We start from the raw sequence: 14,879 nt of genomic DNA, 5'->3' as shown, positions 1-14,879 counted from the left end.
TGGTCTGGCCGCAGTAGTCGACAAAGAGTTTTTCGCCCGCAATATGGGTCTGCCGCATCGAGGGTTGCAGCAGGGCCGCCCACTCTTTATAGAGCCGACAGAAGTGGTTGTAGCTGTAGTGGGAGCCAGAATGGCGCTCGGCGTACTCCTGCCATAGCAGCTCGAGGGTCACGCCTTTTTGACCTGTTTTTTTGAGCTCCTGATGCAGCAAGGCCCAGTTGGGCGTGGGTTTGTGCTGAGTGTTATGGACGGCGCGTGTGTTGAGGAAAGCGCGCGCCAGGGAGACATCATCCCAGGACTCAGACAGGGGCCAGGTCAGGATGCCCAGTTGAGCAGCGCGGTTGAGGTAATAGGATACGGTGCTGGGTGAGATATGCAGGCTGAGGGCGATCTGCCGATGAGCCAATTGAGCCTGATATTTCAGACGAAGAATTTCTTTGAGTTTTCTCACAGTGATAGGCCTCGCAGACATGCACGTTCCTCTGTTGGAGCAGATGGGAAAGTGCGGGTTTAACGAAGCGGGGAGAAAAAGTCACCAATAACATGGATGCCGATCATGGTTTCCCATCGAGGGTAAAAAGTGATCGGCTTGGGATGTTATTGAGTGATCGGCATGGATGTTATTGAGTGATCGGCATGAATGTTATTGAGCGATCGCCATGCGTGGGAATATGCAGCTAGACTATGAATTGGCATAACATACAGTCCTGTTTGGAATTAATGAGGCAGCCATGGATCGACTACAAGCGATGCAAACTTTCGTGCGAGTGGCTGAGTCGGGCAGCTTTTCGGCGGTTGCACGCGAGGCCAACACCACTCAAAGCGCTGTCAGCAAACAGGTCGCCGCGCTCGAACGCGTGCTGGGTGTGAAGTTACTCATGCGCACCACGCGTTCATTGGCGCTGACCGACGAAGGTGAGCGCTACTTTGAGCAGGTACGGCGATTGGTCGCGGAGATTGCGGAAGCCGAGAGCACGCTCGTCAGCGGTGAACGTAAGTTAACGGGATGGCTTCGCGTAGCCGCCTCAGTCGGATTTGGTCGCTTGAAGCTGATGCCGTTAGTGCAGTCGTTCCTCGCCGATCATCCGGATGTCAAAATTGACATGAAGTTAAACGACGGCTTTGTTGATTTGGTAGAGCAAGGCATCGATGTCGCCGTGCGTATCGGCGAATTGTCAGACAGCAACCTCATCGCAAGACGTGTCGGTAGCGCTCGGCGTCTCTTGGTCGCGCATCGAAGCTACATTCGCAACTTGGCAAAGGGAATCAAACCGCCCAGCCACCCGAATGATTTGTTGCAGCACAACTGCATCGTATATACGGGGCTCGCAAGCCGTAATGCATGGAGTTTTAGCGCAGGCCCTGGTTCTGCTGAAGGGGTTGGCACAACCCACACTATCCATGTACAGGGTAGCTTGCAAACGAACAGCAGCGAAGTGGTTCGGCATGCTATCTGCGAGGGGATGGGGATCGGTTATTCGCCAGAGTGGTTGTTTGAATCTGAAATCGCTTCCGGTGAACTACAAGTGCTGTTGCCTGACTGGCTTGTACCATCTCTACCGGTGCATCTGGTCAGCCCACAGGGCCGCCGCAATTCAGCGAAAGTGAAGGTATTTGGTGACCACGTCGCGAGGCATATGCGCTAAATGGGCGAAGGGCTCCGGATGATAGCCAAGTGCGTATCAGCCACCAAGGTCAAGAGACTGACCATTGACGCCATCGATGTCGGCTTAAAGATCAGTTACCTGTCGCTCAAGCCACCCGAGTTATTACTGCCGCAACGGCAGGTGATGGCCGGACTCGGACTTACAGTATCAACGAATTTCGCATGACAACGCAATTGCGCGGTACAGCAATAATATGTTGTACACCAGTAAATCCGAAGGATGAACTGTCGGGATGTCGGTTTTCAATATCGCCGTCCACCGGAAAATCCGAAGCCCCGAAATTTTTTAGCGGTTCGCACGCTGCCATGAAATCGAATCAGCTAACTTTTTGGGGTGCTCTTCTTGAGCGCCTTCTGCGTCATGTCGATCCAGTTTTGCGGGTTGCCGCAATCGACCTGGGTTGCTGCGGCCGTCAGGATGGTCTTATAAGTCGCAGGCTCCACCATCGAGTCAACAGCCTGCATAAAGCCATACATTGGATCATTGCGCATGGTGCTAATCATCATCTCGGCCGATGTGTTCTTGAGCTGACAATGCTCCGCCCGAATAGCCATTACATCGTTCGCCACCTTCACACAGCTGGGACAGGCCGCATCCAGAGCCGTAATCTTATCGGTGTTGTTAGTATCGCCCGATGCAGCAGTAGCTTGACCAGCCACCAGCACTCCCACTGCTACCATAATCAGCTGCAAACAACTTTGTAATTTCATCACCATCATCTCCTGATCATCTTTTGCAAACGCACCTACCTGGTGCCTTCGTGGCCCTGACTGAGTAATATCACTCGCCAGACTAGCTCTCCCTACCGCTGGTTCATGCCAGATGCAGACACCGCCAACGGTAGGGCTTTCGCTATCAAACTCGTTTCTGGAAGTTGCTGACAGTCAGGCCCACCAGCACACAGCAGGCCATCATCGTCAGAGGAATGACAACCGGGTCGAGCGCGAACGGGATAAAGAAGCAGATGAACAATCCCGCCATGATGAACATCGTTCCTCGAACGCTATAGCGATGCAGCACGGGGCTCGCATAGTCGAAGTTGGTCCGCTTTATTTTCCACGTCATCCAGCCGTCATAGATGGCCGGGGCGAACAAGATCAGCATGTACGGGGCCCATGCCAGCAGGAGTGCCGCTCGGGTGTAAAACTGGTAGATGATGTTCACAAAGGCATCCATGCGGCCATTGACCCACACAAACCAATCCTTACCCATGCCCTCCATCCCTCTTGACCGCGCCCGCTCAGCCTCAGAGGGGATCAACGTCTTGTACATACCGTCGTAGAAACCGGAGTCAATGATGCTGGATTGGTACCACGTCGTGGCCTTGTTATGTATCCAATCCTGAGCCTCTATACCAAGGCTTTGTTTCACCAGAACGGACTCATTTTTTATCGCTCTGGCAGTCCAATCCCCAGGGATCAATATCAAAATCGCGAGTAGCTCAAGGGTGAGCAACCAGACGACCACTAACCACGGCTTGTTCATAGTCTGTTCTCCTCAGAACATTTTTCACGCTTTCACAGATAAGCAGGTCATACAGCAGACCACGCAGAGAAGATTCGTCCTCATGAGCATGGGGAGTGATCGAAAGGTCACCTGGGTGGTCGGTGCACCAGGCCGAAAATGAGGTGCCAGAATCGACAGACCAGGCCCCCCCCCCACTGTTTGCCGCGATTTGAACCTCCAGGGCCTTGCAGGTCTCCGTGATGAGGGTGTCTAAAAAGGCACTGATCCTGGCAGGATCTTCGTATTTATACTTCTGCGCATGGAATACCAGCTGGCTATAGCGGAGCAGGGCCTCCTCGATGATCGGATAAATCACCGGCTCCTCGTTGGCCTTGATGCTGTCACTGATGTAGTCGCTCAGGCGATGGATGATCGATTCAGACGCTGGCCAATCCAGCTGCAAGATGCTCAGAATGTGGGCGTTCTTACGGCCTCGACTTTTTAGCGCATTCATCACGCGATCAAACGGGTTAACGGAATAGGTATCAACCTGATATCCATCATATTTCTTACAGCACATAGCTGACCCCTTACTTCTCGGTCAAGATTGGTAGCCGACCTTTCACTATTTTTCCGCCTGAGATTTTGGCTATGTACTCCAGGTTCGGGAGCATCCCCAGCAGCTGAGCGGGGAAGAGATCGGCCTCTTCCTCCATTAACCGTTCGCCCTGGTTACCACCGTGCATGATCGGTTCACTTCCGTCAGTGTTCTGGCCCTGGGTCCGCATGACATATTTGAGTCGTGTTTTTGGCAGGTTTTCGGCGATGTACTCTTGTGTCTCCGCATCGACAATCCGCAGCGCAAACACGTTGTTGATGTTCCCCAGCACCTGGAGCGCTTTGTCTTTGCTACCCAAACGGGCGGCAAAGTCGGCAAAGGTCTGCGTTGCCACGAAGAGACGCAATTTCGCGCCGCGGCCCTTGTTGAGGAGCTGAATAAAGGGATCGTTGATTACCTCTGCCGCTTCATCGACAAAGATGTTCACTGGGAGGTTGTTCACCCCATAGTTGTAGCGGTCACCCGCTACCGCCGTCAGATCTGAGAGGAAGATCGACCCCAGAGCGCTGCCGACCATGTTATCGGTGAGCGAGTCGAGACCTAAATACGCCACCTGGGCGTTGTTGATGATCTTGGCGGAATCGGTGATCTGACGCTCGTCACTGAGATCAGTTGCATCAGGCGATAACAGTGGCCCGAGCTCGCCGGAGGTCAGCATGTTCATGATGGGCAGCAGGTTCGAAACCATCTTCGAGAAGTGGGTCGCATCATGTTTGAACATGTTGAGCAGGCCTTCCAGTTCCGAGCTTGGGTGCTCAGGCTGGATAACGTTGTTGTAGAATGCCATGTGAGCGACTGCGAGCTTACTGCGCGACCCATTGGCCGCCTTCTCCAAATAAGGGGCCGCTGCGGCTTCCCAATCCGGCATCACGCGCTCTGCATATGCCTGCACAGCCTTGATAACCAAGCCATCGGCGCCGCCTTCTAAAAAGCGACGGAGCTTGATCAAGTTGGGACGGTCATACGCCAGGATCAACCCCTGCGCGATGTTGTTCAGCGCCTGCCAACCGAACGATTTGAACGGGTCACCGCCACCTTCCGAGGGGATGAGTGCGGCCAAGCGGCTTGCTATCTCTGTAACACGGGTGAAGTTTCGAAGGGGATCGATCCGGACTGACTCCTCCGGGAAAGCCGGGTGGAAAGAGACAAACCGCTCTGCTTGCCCCATTGCTTCACAGGCCCGACGCGCATTGTCGCGCATCTCCTTATCCCCTTTCGGATCGATGATAATTACAGCTTCGCCACGTAGGATGGCTTGGGAGATAAGCGTATCGAACATACGGGTCTTGCCCGAACCCGTCGTACCCACGATGAGAGAATGGCCCTCAGTGTGTTTGAGCGGTTGCATCAGGTGCTCTTCTTTTGGCTCAACCCCGTGGATCCACGGCTGACCGATAGGAACCTCTTTTTTCTTCTTGCCCCGTATCGTCCGAACAATCTTGCTTGTTGTTGACTCCGTGCCCACGATAGAGGTCCAGTCTCGTTTTAGGATCTCGAAAACGCGCTGCGCATGGCGGTTTTCCCAAGCGAAACCATATCCAAGCCACATATCCTCGGGGGAGGCCTGAACCTTCTTCTGGAGCTCCTTGATGGAAATGAACTCCAGATCCCTTCCCTTTAGATGCTTCTGGAGCAGGTGCAGTTTTATTGCTTTTGGCAGGCGAGCCATTGTCATGACACCACAAATTCCCGTCATCCAATAGAACGGTTCCGGCGGCATATCCGTAATTTGCTGGACCGCCAGCGCCCCGACGGATGCAGCCACCCAGCCAAAAACGGCGCTCATCTCATAATTAGGCCGCCACGGCATCTCATAGGCGAGCGGGTCATAGGTCATTGTCACGATTTATCTACCTCCAAATAGAGTTTTCCTTGGCGTTGCTTGAGCAACGGTCTCCTTTGTGCTCGGCGCAAAGTGCCACCCAAAACATGCTTACTGATCCCGGTATATTCCCCAGCGATAACCTCAAAAGCCTTGTCGCTGGTAGTGAGGAATCCTTCTTCTTCAAGCACAGCGCTGACAAGCCATCGTCCACTGCGGTTCTTGATCATCTCCTTGAGCATCTGAATCGCTTTCTCGGGAGTCATCTTCGGTGGGAGATAGAGCGCCTCATCAACCGTCTCCTCCTTCACGATGCTCCTCGGGCTCAGTTCTTCGGGGAGATCTGGGCCTGGCAACGCGATATTGCCTACGTCAATCACCCTAGCCTGCTTTTGCTGAGACTCAGGCTTTGGCTGCTCACGCGGCGGCAAGCGAGCGAGATTTTGAGTTCCCTCGGCAGGTTTGGTTGTTGGTGCAGGCTGAATTGGTTTGTCCACCTTCTCCTTGCCCCGTGATTCCTTCCGCGGCACAACCTTGTCAGGTGGTGGCGTAGTATCGACTGGTGGTACTGGTGGCGATGGGGGCTCGACAGACACGTCGATGAGCTGCGCATCGGCAATCACGCGCTTTTCCTCCACCTGAGCTCTTTCTGGAGAGGCTGCATGGCTATCTTCTCCGCTACTTTCCGAGCGGCTTGTCTTCCTCTGACCTCTATTTTTTTTCGACTGGTTTTTTTTGACCTCAGGAGAGGCAACAAGCTCAAAGGCATCTTGATAGCCCCCCAGTAAAGATTCTGCCTGCTTGATGGCCGCAATGAACGCGCTGGATAATTGTTCCGTCAGAACAATCGCTTTGACGCCATTGAAGTCCTGAACCTTACGCCCGGACATAACCGGATCGGGGACAATGGCTTGAGCATGGAATAGGGCTGTCAGGATTTCTGACGGAGCTCCGAGTGCCCGAGCGCCCTCTGGGTACAAGATCACCGCCTGGCCTTTCATCAAGCAGAGCACTTCACCTAGTGTCGCCTTCCCTTCCAGCACGGGTAAAATTGCTCGTTCCAGAATGGGCCCTGCCTCTCCGAACGTTGCCATCAATGTCAGCAGCTCGCCTTTGGCATCCGGAGCGTCGGCGCCAGCCAGTTCTTCACTCACAAACTGGTTTCCAGGCTGGCCTACCTCACCCTCATAGGCATGGAATGATGGAATTTCCTCGATCGCCCACGCAGGAGGTAGATCCATCCCACCCACATCTCCGGTGGACTCATCATTCATGAAGTTCGGGAAAACCTGATTCATCAGGCCCAGATTGGGTGTGTCTGGGTTGTCCGGATTGGCAACATCCTGTTTCGGTTCAGGGGCTAGTGCCTGGCTAGGCTCATCGGACATGCTGGTACCCGCAACAAACGCATCGAACGGGAAGTCGAGGCCACCCAAGCCCCCACCGACATCCATGATGGCTTGCAGCGGATTTTCCACGGCCAGCGGCGGGGTACTTTTCGCGATCTCCTGAGGCGAAGGCTCGGGCTGCTGTTGTTCGGGTGCTGCCGGAGCGGTTTTTTTGGCTTGATTCTTCCCGCCACGACCACCAGCCCCTTTTGCTGGTTTTGCTGGTGGAGTGGTGTCCACTACTGGTGCTGGCTGGGTAGCATTGTCGTCACTGGCTGTTCCTCCCAGGATCTCCATCGCATCCCCAAATCCCAACCCAGCCAGCGCGTTCATGGCCTCTTGCTCAGCAGACAGCAGGCTTTCACTCATGCCACTGGCTGACTCATCATCAGCGTCACTCGCTTCATCAGGATCAATGAGCTCGATGACAGCATCCGCCACATCACCCACAACTTCGCCCGCCACGGCAGCTGGTGGCTCAGTTGTGAAGACCAGCTCATTTGACTCAAGGCGCAGCATAAGGATCTTGATAGAGCCCGCAGCCTCTTGAATCATCTCGGGAAGGACTTCCCAGTACCGGTAGTACGCTCGGTCTCCCTTCTCTTGCACAGTGTTAGGTACAGCAAACCCGCGTTCGATCAGAATGTCGGCAAGGGTATCCGGATCCCGTGGGATGCCCGGAATTTTGTCGTGACTGATCAAATCGTAGAGATCACCAAGATTACGCCAAGCGATGAATACCCCTTGCTGGAGATGCCAAACCTTGGCCCCCGGTTCATTGACCTTCCATTTTCCCGTTTTAACCAGACGGCGGATAGCGTCGAACACATACCGTTCAACGGGTACGCCATAGGAGAACTCGTCCACGTTGAGCCGGTTCTGTTTCAGGTCTCGGGATACACTCTCCTGATCGGCGCGAAGCATCAGTTTCGTCACCGGCTGGTTAACACTGGTACCTGAAATGGCCTCAAGCATTGCCTCAATGATCAGCGGGCCAGACTCCGAGAGATATTCCCTGGTTGCGACCGGGATGATCCGATCTACTGCCAAGAGAGAGAACTGTTCGTGGCGCTTATGGCGCTTCTCCCGCCAGCGAATAAAGTACCGGTCAACGTGATTGCGTCCGGCCCAATCATGAAGGGATTCAAAGTAGGGGTTCCAGGTCACTACCCCATTTTTGTCCGTAATGGACACATCAGCGAGCGGCTTGCCCACGTCATGCAGCAACCCGGAAAAACAGCTCGCCAACCGCCAGCGAGGTTCATTATCCCGCCGCTGCTTAGGTGTCCCTTCAATGGAGAAGATCACAGACTCGGATGCCTGAGCGGCCCAGAAGGCAACCTCCAGGCCATGACGAAACAGTCCACCAGCTCCCCGGTGGTGATGAGCCTCCGATGCAGGCAATAGATGCACAAAAGCGGCATAGCGGTGGATCACCGGCAGTACCAGCCGGTTGAAGTCCTCAATGGTGAAACCGAGTGAGTTCCTGACCTTCTCGATCAGTTCAGCTTGAGTCGCCAGTATCTTGTCAATCGGGGCCACAGGCAGGCCTTTGGCAAAAGGAGGGTAGCGAGGGATGTCTTCCTCATCCATGTCCTTCAACGGCAAGAGCCTGCCACTCTGAGGGGACTCCCCCTTGCTCCCGCCCCATCCAAACAACTTGTTCAGGACACTCAACATGTAACTTGACCATGTTCATCGTTTTACGTCGTTACATGCTCTCAAAACTATTTCTCCTCTCACACCTGCGTAACTGTCCAATTTGGGCAGTTTGAGAAACGAGGTTCCACTTCCTCCCCCAGTAGAATGGGACATCCATGATGGTAAGGAAGGAATTACGCGATGAGACAACGGCTATTGATTCTTGGGGTCGCTATGTTGGCCGGGTGTGCGGCAAACACACCCGAGGCTCCACCTGCCCCGCAGGCCCCAGCGATCAACGACAAACCGGCGAGGGTCAGCCGGGAGCTGACTGTTGCGTGGGACAATTATGGGCGGGGCGGCGCGGCGCTGAGACAACCGGCGTTTGTCCATGTGTTGGGGCAGGATGGTTCGCTGACATCCAACATCGCCAGCACAACATCAGAAACCATTTCCCTTCCGGCACCGATACTGACGCCCGGTGACATCGCTGCGACCATGACGGCGTTCGAAGGGATCCAATCCGGCAATCGCCAAGGCTACTCCGTTTATGAGATTTCCCGCTGGGAGCGTTATTGCAACGCTGGCAAAGGGATGGACGAGCACGACTGGCGCTTTATCGATGCCCAAGGTGCAACGAATGTGCCTTCGGAAGTGATCACCGGCTGCATCCCGCCTGTTCACACCTCCCACGGTTATTTACAGGCCTGGACCCATTTCTGTACCAACCAAGGCATAACCCCCGATGACCGGCGCATTGTGCGCGAGTCTGTGCGCCCCTACTCAGTGGTGAACCCATGCAAAGCACTGAAATAACCAATAACGCTGATCTCGCAGATGCCTTCACGATCATGCTCCAGGAAGCCGCATCGAGGGGGAGCCCCCAAGAGGCGGCTTATGTGATCTCTGGGATACTAGGAGACCTTTCCAAAGACTACCCGCAGGTCAAAGACTTGGCCCGAAACTGGAGTGAACTGGCAAGCCCAACTCAGGCTATGAGGGGGGCTGTGTAATGGATCTGTACATTTGCGAAAAGCCTTCACAGGCAAAAGATCTGGCCGGTGTGTTGAAGTTGACACAACGCGGTGACGGCTTCATCCATGACGGAGGCAAGCGCGTCATCACCTGGGCGTTCGGCCATCTGCTTGAGATGTATATGCCCGACGACTACGACGAGAAATACAAGTCATGGTCTCTCGACTCTCTCCCCATTGCGCCGGAGTCATGGCAGAGCAAAGTTCGCCAGAAATCCGCCAAGCAGTACAAGATCATTGAGGGCTTGGTGAAAAAGGCCAGTACCGTCTACATCTCCACGGACTACGACCGCGAGGGCGAGGCCATCGCGAGATCCCTTTTAGACAGGTTCCGCTACTCAGGCCCGGTGCGCCGTGTTTGCCTGACAGCCCTGGATGAATCAAGCATCCGCAAAGCACTCAGCAATATCAAAGATGGTCAGGATACTGTGCCCCTGTACTACGCAGCCCTTGGGCGGCAACGTGCAGACTGGTTGATCGGCATGAACGTGAGCCGCCTCTATACCGTCCTGGCTCGACAAGTCGGTTTCGAGAGTACACTCCATGTTGGAAGGGTGATCACCCCCACTGTCGCTCTGGTGTGTCAGCGTGACCGGGATATTGCGGGCTTCACACCCTCGCCATACTGGGTGCTGGGCGTCAACGTTGCTGTTCAGAATGGGCAGTTTTTGGCGCAGTGGGTACCGCCCGAGGAGTGCAGCGACGATCAGGGCCGGTGTACCAATAAAGCCTATGCCGAGCAAGTCGCCTCCCAGATCAATGGGGCTCAAGCCGTCATCAGTAAGGCGGAGACAAAACCCGGTAAAGAGTCGGCTCCCCTGCCATTTGACCTCACCGCCCTACAGCAGTACGGCAGCAAACGATGGGGCTATACCGCTCAGCAGGTGCTCGACGCAGCCCAATCTCTGTACGAAACGCACAAAGCCACTACCTATCCACGAACCGACAGCCGGTATCTACCGGAGAGCCAGAAGGAGAACATCTCCGACATCCTCCAGGCGATCATATTGTCCGATCAAAGGGTCTCTGGGCTGGTGGCCGGGGCTGACCCACATCGCAAGGCCAGGGTGTTCAATGACAGTAAAGTGTCCGCGCACCACGCGATCATCCCGACACCAGCCAGAACGAACATCAGCGCCATGTCGGAGATCGAGCTCAACCTGTACGATGCGATCCGCCGCTTCTACATTGCGCAGTTCTACAGCGAGTTTGAGTTTTCCAAAACCGTCATTGAGGTGCAAAGTGGCCGTCACCTCTTCGCTGCGTCAGGCAAAACACCAACCAAGCAAGGCTGGAAGGTGTTGTTCACCTCTGACAGTGAGAGTGACCCGAAGGAAGAAGGTGAGGATGTCGATGCACTGATTGAGCAAGAGAAGTTACCCCGCGTCAGCCAAGGAGAACCGGCGTTATTGAAAGGGGCCGATCTTGCGAACAAAATGACCCGCCCCGCCCCGCATTTCACCGAAGCCACCCTCTTGGCCGCAATGGAGAACATCGCCAGATTCGTGACCGAGGAGAAGTTCAAGCAGATCCTCAAAGACACGGCAGGCCTAGGCACCCCAGCCACCCGAGCGAGCATCATCCAGGGTGCCGTGGATAAGGGTTACTTCAAGCGTCAGAAAAAAGTGCTGATCGCCACTGAGAAGGCCCATGCGCTCATAGCGGTACTACCACCAGCGATCAAGTCACCTGGGATGACGGCCGCCTGGGAGCAGGAACTTGAAAAAATCGCCACTGGCGCCGGGAACATGTCTGTCTTCATGAAACAGATCTCATCCTGGATATGCCAGATGGTCGAGCAGCTCAAGACGGCGGCCCCTGCTCTTACACAGGACGGAGGTGCAATGGTAAAGGCCTTTGCCGGGGCAAAACCCCAGCTGCATGTCTGCTTCAACTGCGGTGGGGAGACACTGATCCGGATCAAGGGGAAAAACGGGTTCTTCTGGGGTTGTAAGAACGAGGCTTGCAAGAAGACGTTCCCGGATAACAGAGGCAAACCAGAGAAAAGGATCGCGACTGAGGATTGCCCTGCCTGTCCGGACTGCGCCAGCCCGATGCGACTGAGGAAAGGCAAGGCACCAGGAAAAGTCAGAGCCACCAAGTTCTGGGGCTGCACAGGATACCCGGATTGCAAGACCACGATGCCTTTCAAAAAGTCCGATTTTCAGGATTGAATGAGGATGTTACGACTGTTGATGATGACAGCCCTTATCTACACCGGTTCTTTAATGGCGGCTGATACAGGGCTGGCCCGTAGCTATGTGAGCGAGGATGCGATCACTATCGCAAAGGGATTGGGGGACTTGAATGCTGATCAGGTTCTGCTTTCTGTCGTTGTGGATGTGAACTCACACTTCGCGACTAAATGCCGCCAGGTGGCATCACCCCACGAGCTCGCAATGAACCCCATTTTGGACGAGCTGGTGGACTTGAAGCGCACCAAGAATGCCCCCTATCAGGAAGGCATATCCCGGCAAAGTTGCTCGCAGCTTGAGAACTGAAAACGAAGAAGGGGCCATCGGCCCCTTTCTCATTCTAATCAGTGGAAAAAGACCACGCCGACAGGGAAAACACTGTCCCGTCCCATGTTCCAGGGATAGATGATCTGATCGTGACTCTGGCATCGCACGTAATCAAGCAGATAGGCGGGCAGTGATGAGTCCCGGCACTTGAAGAGTTTTTTGACCTCCTCCCTGTCTGCTGGCAAAAGCAAGTAGGGATCAGGGGGCTTGGAGTCAGTCAGATACCAATAACGGCCGAATGGCCTACTTCCTCCGCCAAACATGCCACCATAGACTGTCGTCAAATCACTGATGGAATAGCGCATAAAGGGATCGCAGTCTGTCCTACCCTTCATCACCAGTGGCTGAATAGCCTCTACTATCCCGCCCGTCATGATACTGGTGCAGTTGTACAAATTTGGACGAGTGGACACGATTTCAGTGAACTCTGATGACCAGATCGGGAACATGGATTGTGCCTGCTTCTCGCAAAGATTGTGTCTCGTGTCTCGTGTCTCGTAGCGTCAATGGTTTACCATTGTGCCCAATCGAATATGAACACTGCCCTCCCTACGTGGATGTGACATTGCAGTAGAGCACCAAGGATCATCATGGCCGTCAATCAGACCAAAATCTCCGATGACTTGAAAGCGCTGGTCAGCGCACCTGACCAATCCGAATTTATCTTTGGCTTTATGGCCGCCTATGGACTGCCCAAGGCCACGATCACGCATATCAGGCAAGGGGGGAGCCGCAACCTTGCCAAAGAAGCGGGCCACGTTGGCATCAACTCAAAGTTCTACTTTCAGCCGGTGGATGAAGGCGCCGATATCGAGCTCCTTTTTGAACAGCGGATTGCAGAATGTGCCAGCACCAAGCACAAATACCGCTTCGTCATCCTCACCGATTTTGTTCGCTTCCTCTCGTGGGACGTACTGACTGAAGAGAGACTCGATACTGAGCTCGGCGAACTGTTCCGCGAATATGGTTTCTTCCTACCCTTAGCAGGCCTTGAGAAGGCGATTCTGGGTGCCGAGAACCCAGCCGATGTGAAGGCTGCCGAGAAGATGGGCAAGCTTTTCGATCTCATCAAGAGCCTCAATGAATTGAGTAGACCTGAGGATATTCATGCTCTCAACGTATTCCTGACTCGGCTGCTGTTCTGCCTGTTCGCCGAAGATACGGGGATCTTTAATCAGGGTCAGTTCACCTCTGCCATTAAAGGCTACACCGAGGAGGACGGCAGCGACCTCGATCAGTTCCTGAGTGACTTGTTCGCCATCATGAACAGCGAACCCAATAGCGAGTTACGCAAAACCCTACCGTCCCATCTGGCGGCCTTCCCCTATGTAAATGGTGGGCTGTTCGCGGTAGATGAACCCATCCCGGCGCTCGGCAAGCAGGGTCGCAAGATCCTGCTGGAGTGCTGCATGATGAACTGGGGGGACATCAACCCGGATATCTTTGGTTCAATGTTCCAAGCGGTGATTGATGTCGAGCAGCGTGGCAATCTGGGCCAGCACTACACCTCTTACAGCAACATCATGAAGGTGATCCAACCGCTGTTTCTGGATTCACTGCGGGCCGAGTTGGAAAAAAATCGAAAGAGTGCCAATGGCCTTAAGAAACTGCTGGTGCGCCTCGGTAATATCAAAGTCTTCGATCCCGCCTGTGGCTCCGGCAACTTCTTGATCATCGCCTACAAGGAGTTGCACACACTGGAGCGAATGGTCATTCAAGCCTTGCAGCAACTCGAACCGCAGCAGGGCTTCTCCATGAGCAGCCTGCACCTCGATCAGTTTTACGGTATCGAGATAGATGACTTCGCCTGTGAGATCGCCCGCCTTGCACTCTGGCTGGCCGAACATCAACTCAACAAGCAATGGGAGCAAACCTTTGGCTATGCTCCCCCCGCGCTACCGCTGAGATCATCCGGCAATATCGTGAGTGGTGATAGCCTGGTGCTGGATTGGCATAAGGTCTGCCCCAAAGGGATTGAGGATAAGGTCTATGTGATCGGGAATCCGCCTTTCTTGGGCACATTGGGTCGTTCAGATGAACAGCGCGCCAATATGCAGGCCGTTTTTAACAATGATAAAGCGCTGGGTTATCTGGATTTTGTCGCCTGCTGGTTCTGGAAGGGGGCACAGTATATACAAGGCTCACGGGCTGAGCTGGCACTGGTATCGACTAACTCTATCTGCCAGGGTGAGCAGGTGGCCACTCTTTGGCCGCGAATATTTAACCTTGGCCTGAGTATTCACCTTGCCTATCCAACGTTCCCTTGGGCTAACAATGCTCGCGACAAGGCTGCCGTGCATGTGGTAATTGTTGGGCTATATTCTAGTCAAAAATCAAAAAAGCTATTCCAACAAGTTAATGGAGAGTGGCATTGCCGTATAGTTGAAAATATAAGCCCCTATCTAGTGGAAGGTAGTAACATTGCTGTTACAGCACAAAAAAAACCATTAACAAGCGATATACCACCACTATTTTTTGGTAATAAACCAACGGATGGTGGCAATTTCCTTATGACTCGAGATGAGCGTGACGAACTGCTGAGAATCGAACCACAAGCAGAACGTTGGATAAGAAGAATATTAGGAGCGGATGAGTTTTTAAATGCCAAGGAACGCAGGGCGAGATCGTGAACATTTTGTTAAAAATTAAAAATAGTTTTTTGCCTACAAAACAAATACTTATAGGCCTGTGATATGCAGTTAACTTTATAGTCAGGATCGCCTTCACACTTTTTAATCGT

The 14,879-nt window shown here is 53.9% G+C and carries 12 protein-coding genes; 5 read left to right on the top strand and 7 right to left on the bottom strand.

What is annotated here, in order from left to right:
- Window positions 1-472: sigma factor-like helix-turn-helix DNA-binding protein (locus C3418_RS19765; protein WP_146054134.1), on the bottom strand; the 472-nt coding region annotated here is incomplete at its 3' end.
- Between the two features lie 259 nt (window positions 473-731).
- Between C3418_RS19765 and C3418_RS19760 the strand changes: the two genes are divergently transcribed.
- Window positions 732-1,646, top strand: a complete 915-nt coding sequence (locus C3418_RS19760; protein WP_103859114.1) for a LysR family transcriptional regulator — start codon at window positions 732-734, stop codon at window positions 1,644-1,646.
- A 341-nt stretch (window positions 1,647-1,987) separates the two neighbouring features.
- On the opposite strand, the gene C3418_RS19750 is transcribed toward C3418_RS19760, so the two are convergent.
- From C3418_RS19750 to mobH, 5 genes are all read right to left on the bottom strand, one after another.
- Complete coding sequence (locus tag C3418_RS19750) at window positions 1,988-2,377, bottom strand: hypothetical protein (protein ID WP_073536865.1); 390 nt, start codon at window positions 2,375-2,377, stop codon at window positions 1,988-1,990.
- A 145-nt stretch (window positions 2,378-2,522) separates the two neighbouring features.
- Window positions 2,523-3,152 (bottom strand): DUF4400 domain-containing protein, encoded by a 630-nt coding sequence (locus C3418_RS19745; protein ID WP_073536826.1) that lies wholly within the window; start codon window positions 3,150-3,152, stop codon window positions 2,523-2,525.
- On the bottom strand, window positions 3,109-3,693 hold the full coding sequence (locus C3418_RS19740; RefSeq protein WP_073536825.1) for a hypothetical protein: 585 nt from the start codon (window positions 3,691-3,693) through the stop codon (window positions 3,109-3,111). Before C3418_RS19740 ends, C3418_RS19745 begins: the two co-directional genes overlap by 44 nt.
- A 10-nt stretch (window positions 3,694-3,703) precedes the next feature.
- Window positions 3,704-5,569 (bottom strand): conjugative transfer system coupling protein TraD, encoded by a 1,866-nt coding sequence (gene traD / locus C3418_RS19735; RefSeq protein ID WP_011899407.1) that lies wholly within the window; start codon window positions 5,567-5,569, stop codon window positions 3,704-3,706.
- 2 nt (window positions 5,570-5,571) lie between these two features.
- On the bottom strand, window positions 5,572-8,535 hold the full coding sequence (gene mobH / locus C3418_RS19730; protein ID WP_232048270.1) for a MobH family relaxase: 2,964 nt from the start codon (window positions 8,533-8,535) through the stop codon (window positions 5,572-5,574).
- A 249-nt stretch (window positions 8,536-8,784) separates the two neighbouring features.
- Here mobH and C3418_RS19725 point away from each other — a divergent pair, with 249 nt between their 5' ends.
- The 3 genes from C3418_RS19725 (at window position 8,785) to C3418_RS19710 (ending at window position 12,118) form a co-directional block, all read left to right on the top strand.
- Window positions 8,785-9,399, top strand: coding sequence for a hypothetical protein (locus tag C3418_RS19725; RefSeq protein WP_073536823.1), 615 nt, complete (start codon window positions 8,785-8,787; stop codon window positions 9,397-9,399).
- A gap of 196 nt (window positions 9,400-9,595) precedes the next feature.
- Entirely contained in the window at window positions 9,596-11,791 is a 2,196-nt protein-coding gene (locus tag C3418_RS19715) for a DNA topoisomerase 3 (RefSeq protein WP_073536822.1), read from the top strand.
- Between the two features lie 6 nt (window positions 11,792-11,797).
- Window positions 11,798-12,118 (top strand): hypothetical protein, encoded by a 321-nt coding sequence (locus C3418_RS19710; protein ID WP_130627551.1) that lies wholly within the window; start codon window positions 11,798-11,800, stop codon window positions 12,116-12,118.
- A 38-nt stretch (window positions 12,119-12,156) separates the two neighbouring features.
- On the opposite strand, the gene C3418_RS19705 is transcribed toward C3418_RS19710, so the two are convergent.
- Complete coding sequence (locus tag C3418_RS19705; RefSeq protein WP_073536820.1) at window positions 12,157-12,588, bottom strand: hypothetical protein; 432 nt, start codon at window positions 12,586-12,588, stop codon at window positions 12,157-12,159.
- Between the two features lie 141 nt (window positions 12,589-12,729).
- On the opposite strand from C3418_RS19705, the gene C3418_RS19700 reads away from it, so the two are divergent.
- On the top strand, window positions 12,730-14,769 hold the full coding sequence (locus tag C3418_RS19700; protein WP_258040147.1) for a DNA methyltransferase: 2,040 nt from the start codon (window positions 12,730-12,732) through the stop codon (window positions 14,767-14,769).
- Window positions 14,770-14,879: the final 110 nt, after the last annotated feature.

Source organism: Aeromonas sp. ASNIH8 (genome assembly GCF_002919855.1).
In the GTDB taxonomy this organism is placed as follows: Bacteria; Pseudomonadota; Gammaproteobacteria; order Enterobacterales; family Aeromonadaceae; genus Aeromonas; species Aeromonas caviae.
The sequence above is the reverse complement of the archived record's forward strand: the minus strand, read 5'-3'. Positions and strand labels throughout refer to the sequence as shown.

What these genes read in the sequence shown, in the direction of transcription:
- C3418_RS19745 (WP_073536826.1), bottom strand. Translation starts at nt 3,152, where the DNA reads ATGAACAAGCCGTGGTTAGTGGTCGTCTGGTTGCTCACCCTTGAGCTA.
- C3418_RS19750 (WP_073536865.1), bottom strand. Translation starts at nt 2,377, where the DNA reads ATGAAATTACAAAGTTGTTTGCAGCTGATTATGGTAGCAGTGGGAGTG.
- C3418_RS19705 (WP_073536820.1), bottom strand. Translation starts at nt 12,588, where the DNA reads ATGTTCCCGATCTGGTCATCAGAGTTCACTGAAATCGTGTCCACTCGT.
- traD (WP_011899407.1), bottom strand. Translation starts at nt 5,569, where the DNA reads ATGACCTATGACCCGCTCGCCTATGAGATGCCGTGGCGGCCTAATTAT.
- C3418_RS19725 (WP_073536823.1), top strand. Translation starts at nt 8,785, where the DNA reads ATGAGACAACGGCTATTGATTCTTGGGGTCGCTATGTTGGCCGGGTGT.
- C3418_RS19760 (WP_103859114.1), top strand. Translation starts at nt 732, where the DNA reads ATGGATCGACTACAAGCGATGCAAACTTTCGTGCGAGTGGCTGAGTCG.
- C3418_RS19710 (WP_130627551.1), top strand. Translation starts at nt 11,798, where the DNA reads ATGTTACGACTGTTGATGATGACAGCCCTTATCTACACCGGTTCTTTA.
- C3418_RS19700 (WP_258040147.1), top strand. Translation starts at nt 12,730, where the DNA reads ATGGCCGTCAATCAGACCAAAATCTCCGATGACTTGAAAGCGCTGGTC.
- C3418_RS19740 (WP_073536825.1), bottom strand. Translation starts at nt 3,693, where the DNA reads ATGTGCTGTAAGAAATATGATGGATATCAGGTTGATACCTATTCCGTT.
- C3418_RS19715 (WP_073536822.1), top strand. Translation starts at nt 9,596, where the DNA reads ATGGATCTGTACATTTGCGAAAAGCCTTCACAGGCAAAAGATCTGGCC.
- mobH (WP_232048270.1), bottom strand. Translation starts at nt 8,535, where the DNA reads ATGGATGAGGAAGACATCCCTCGCTACCCTCCTTTTGCCAAAGGCCTG.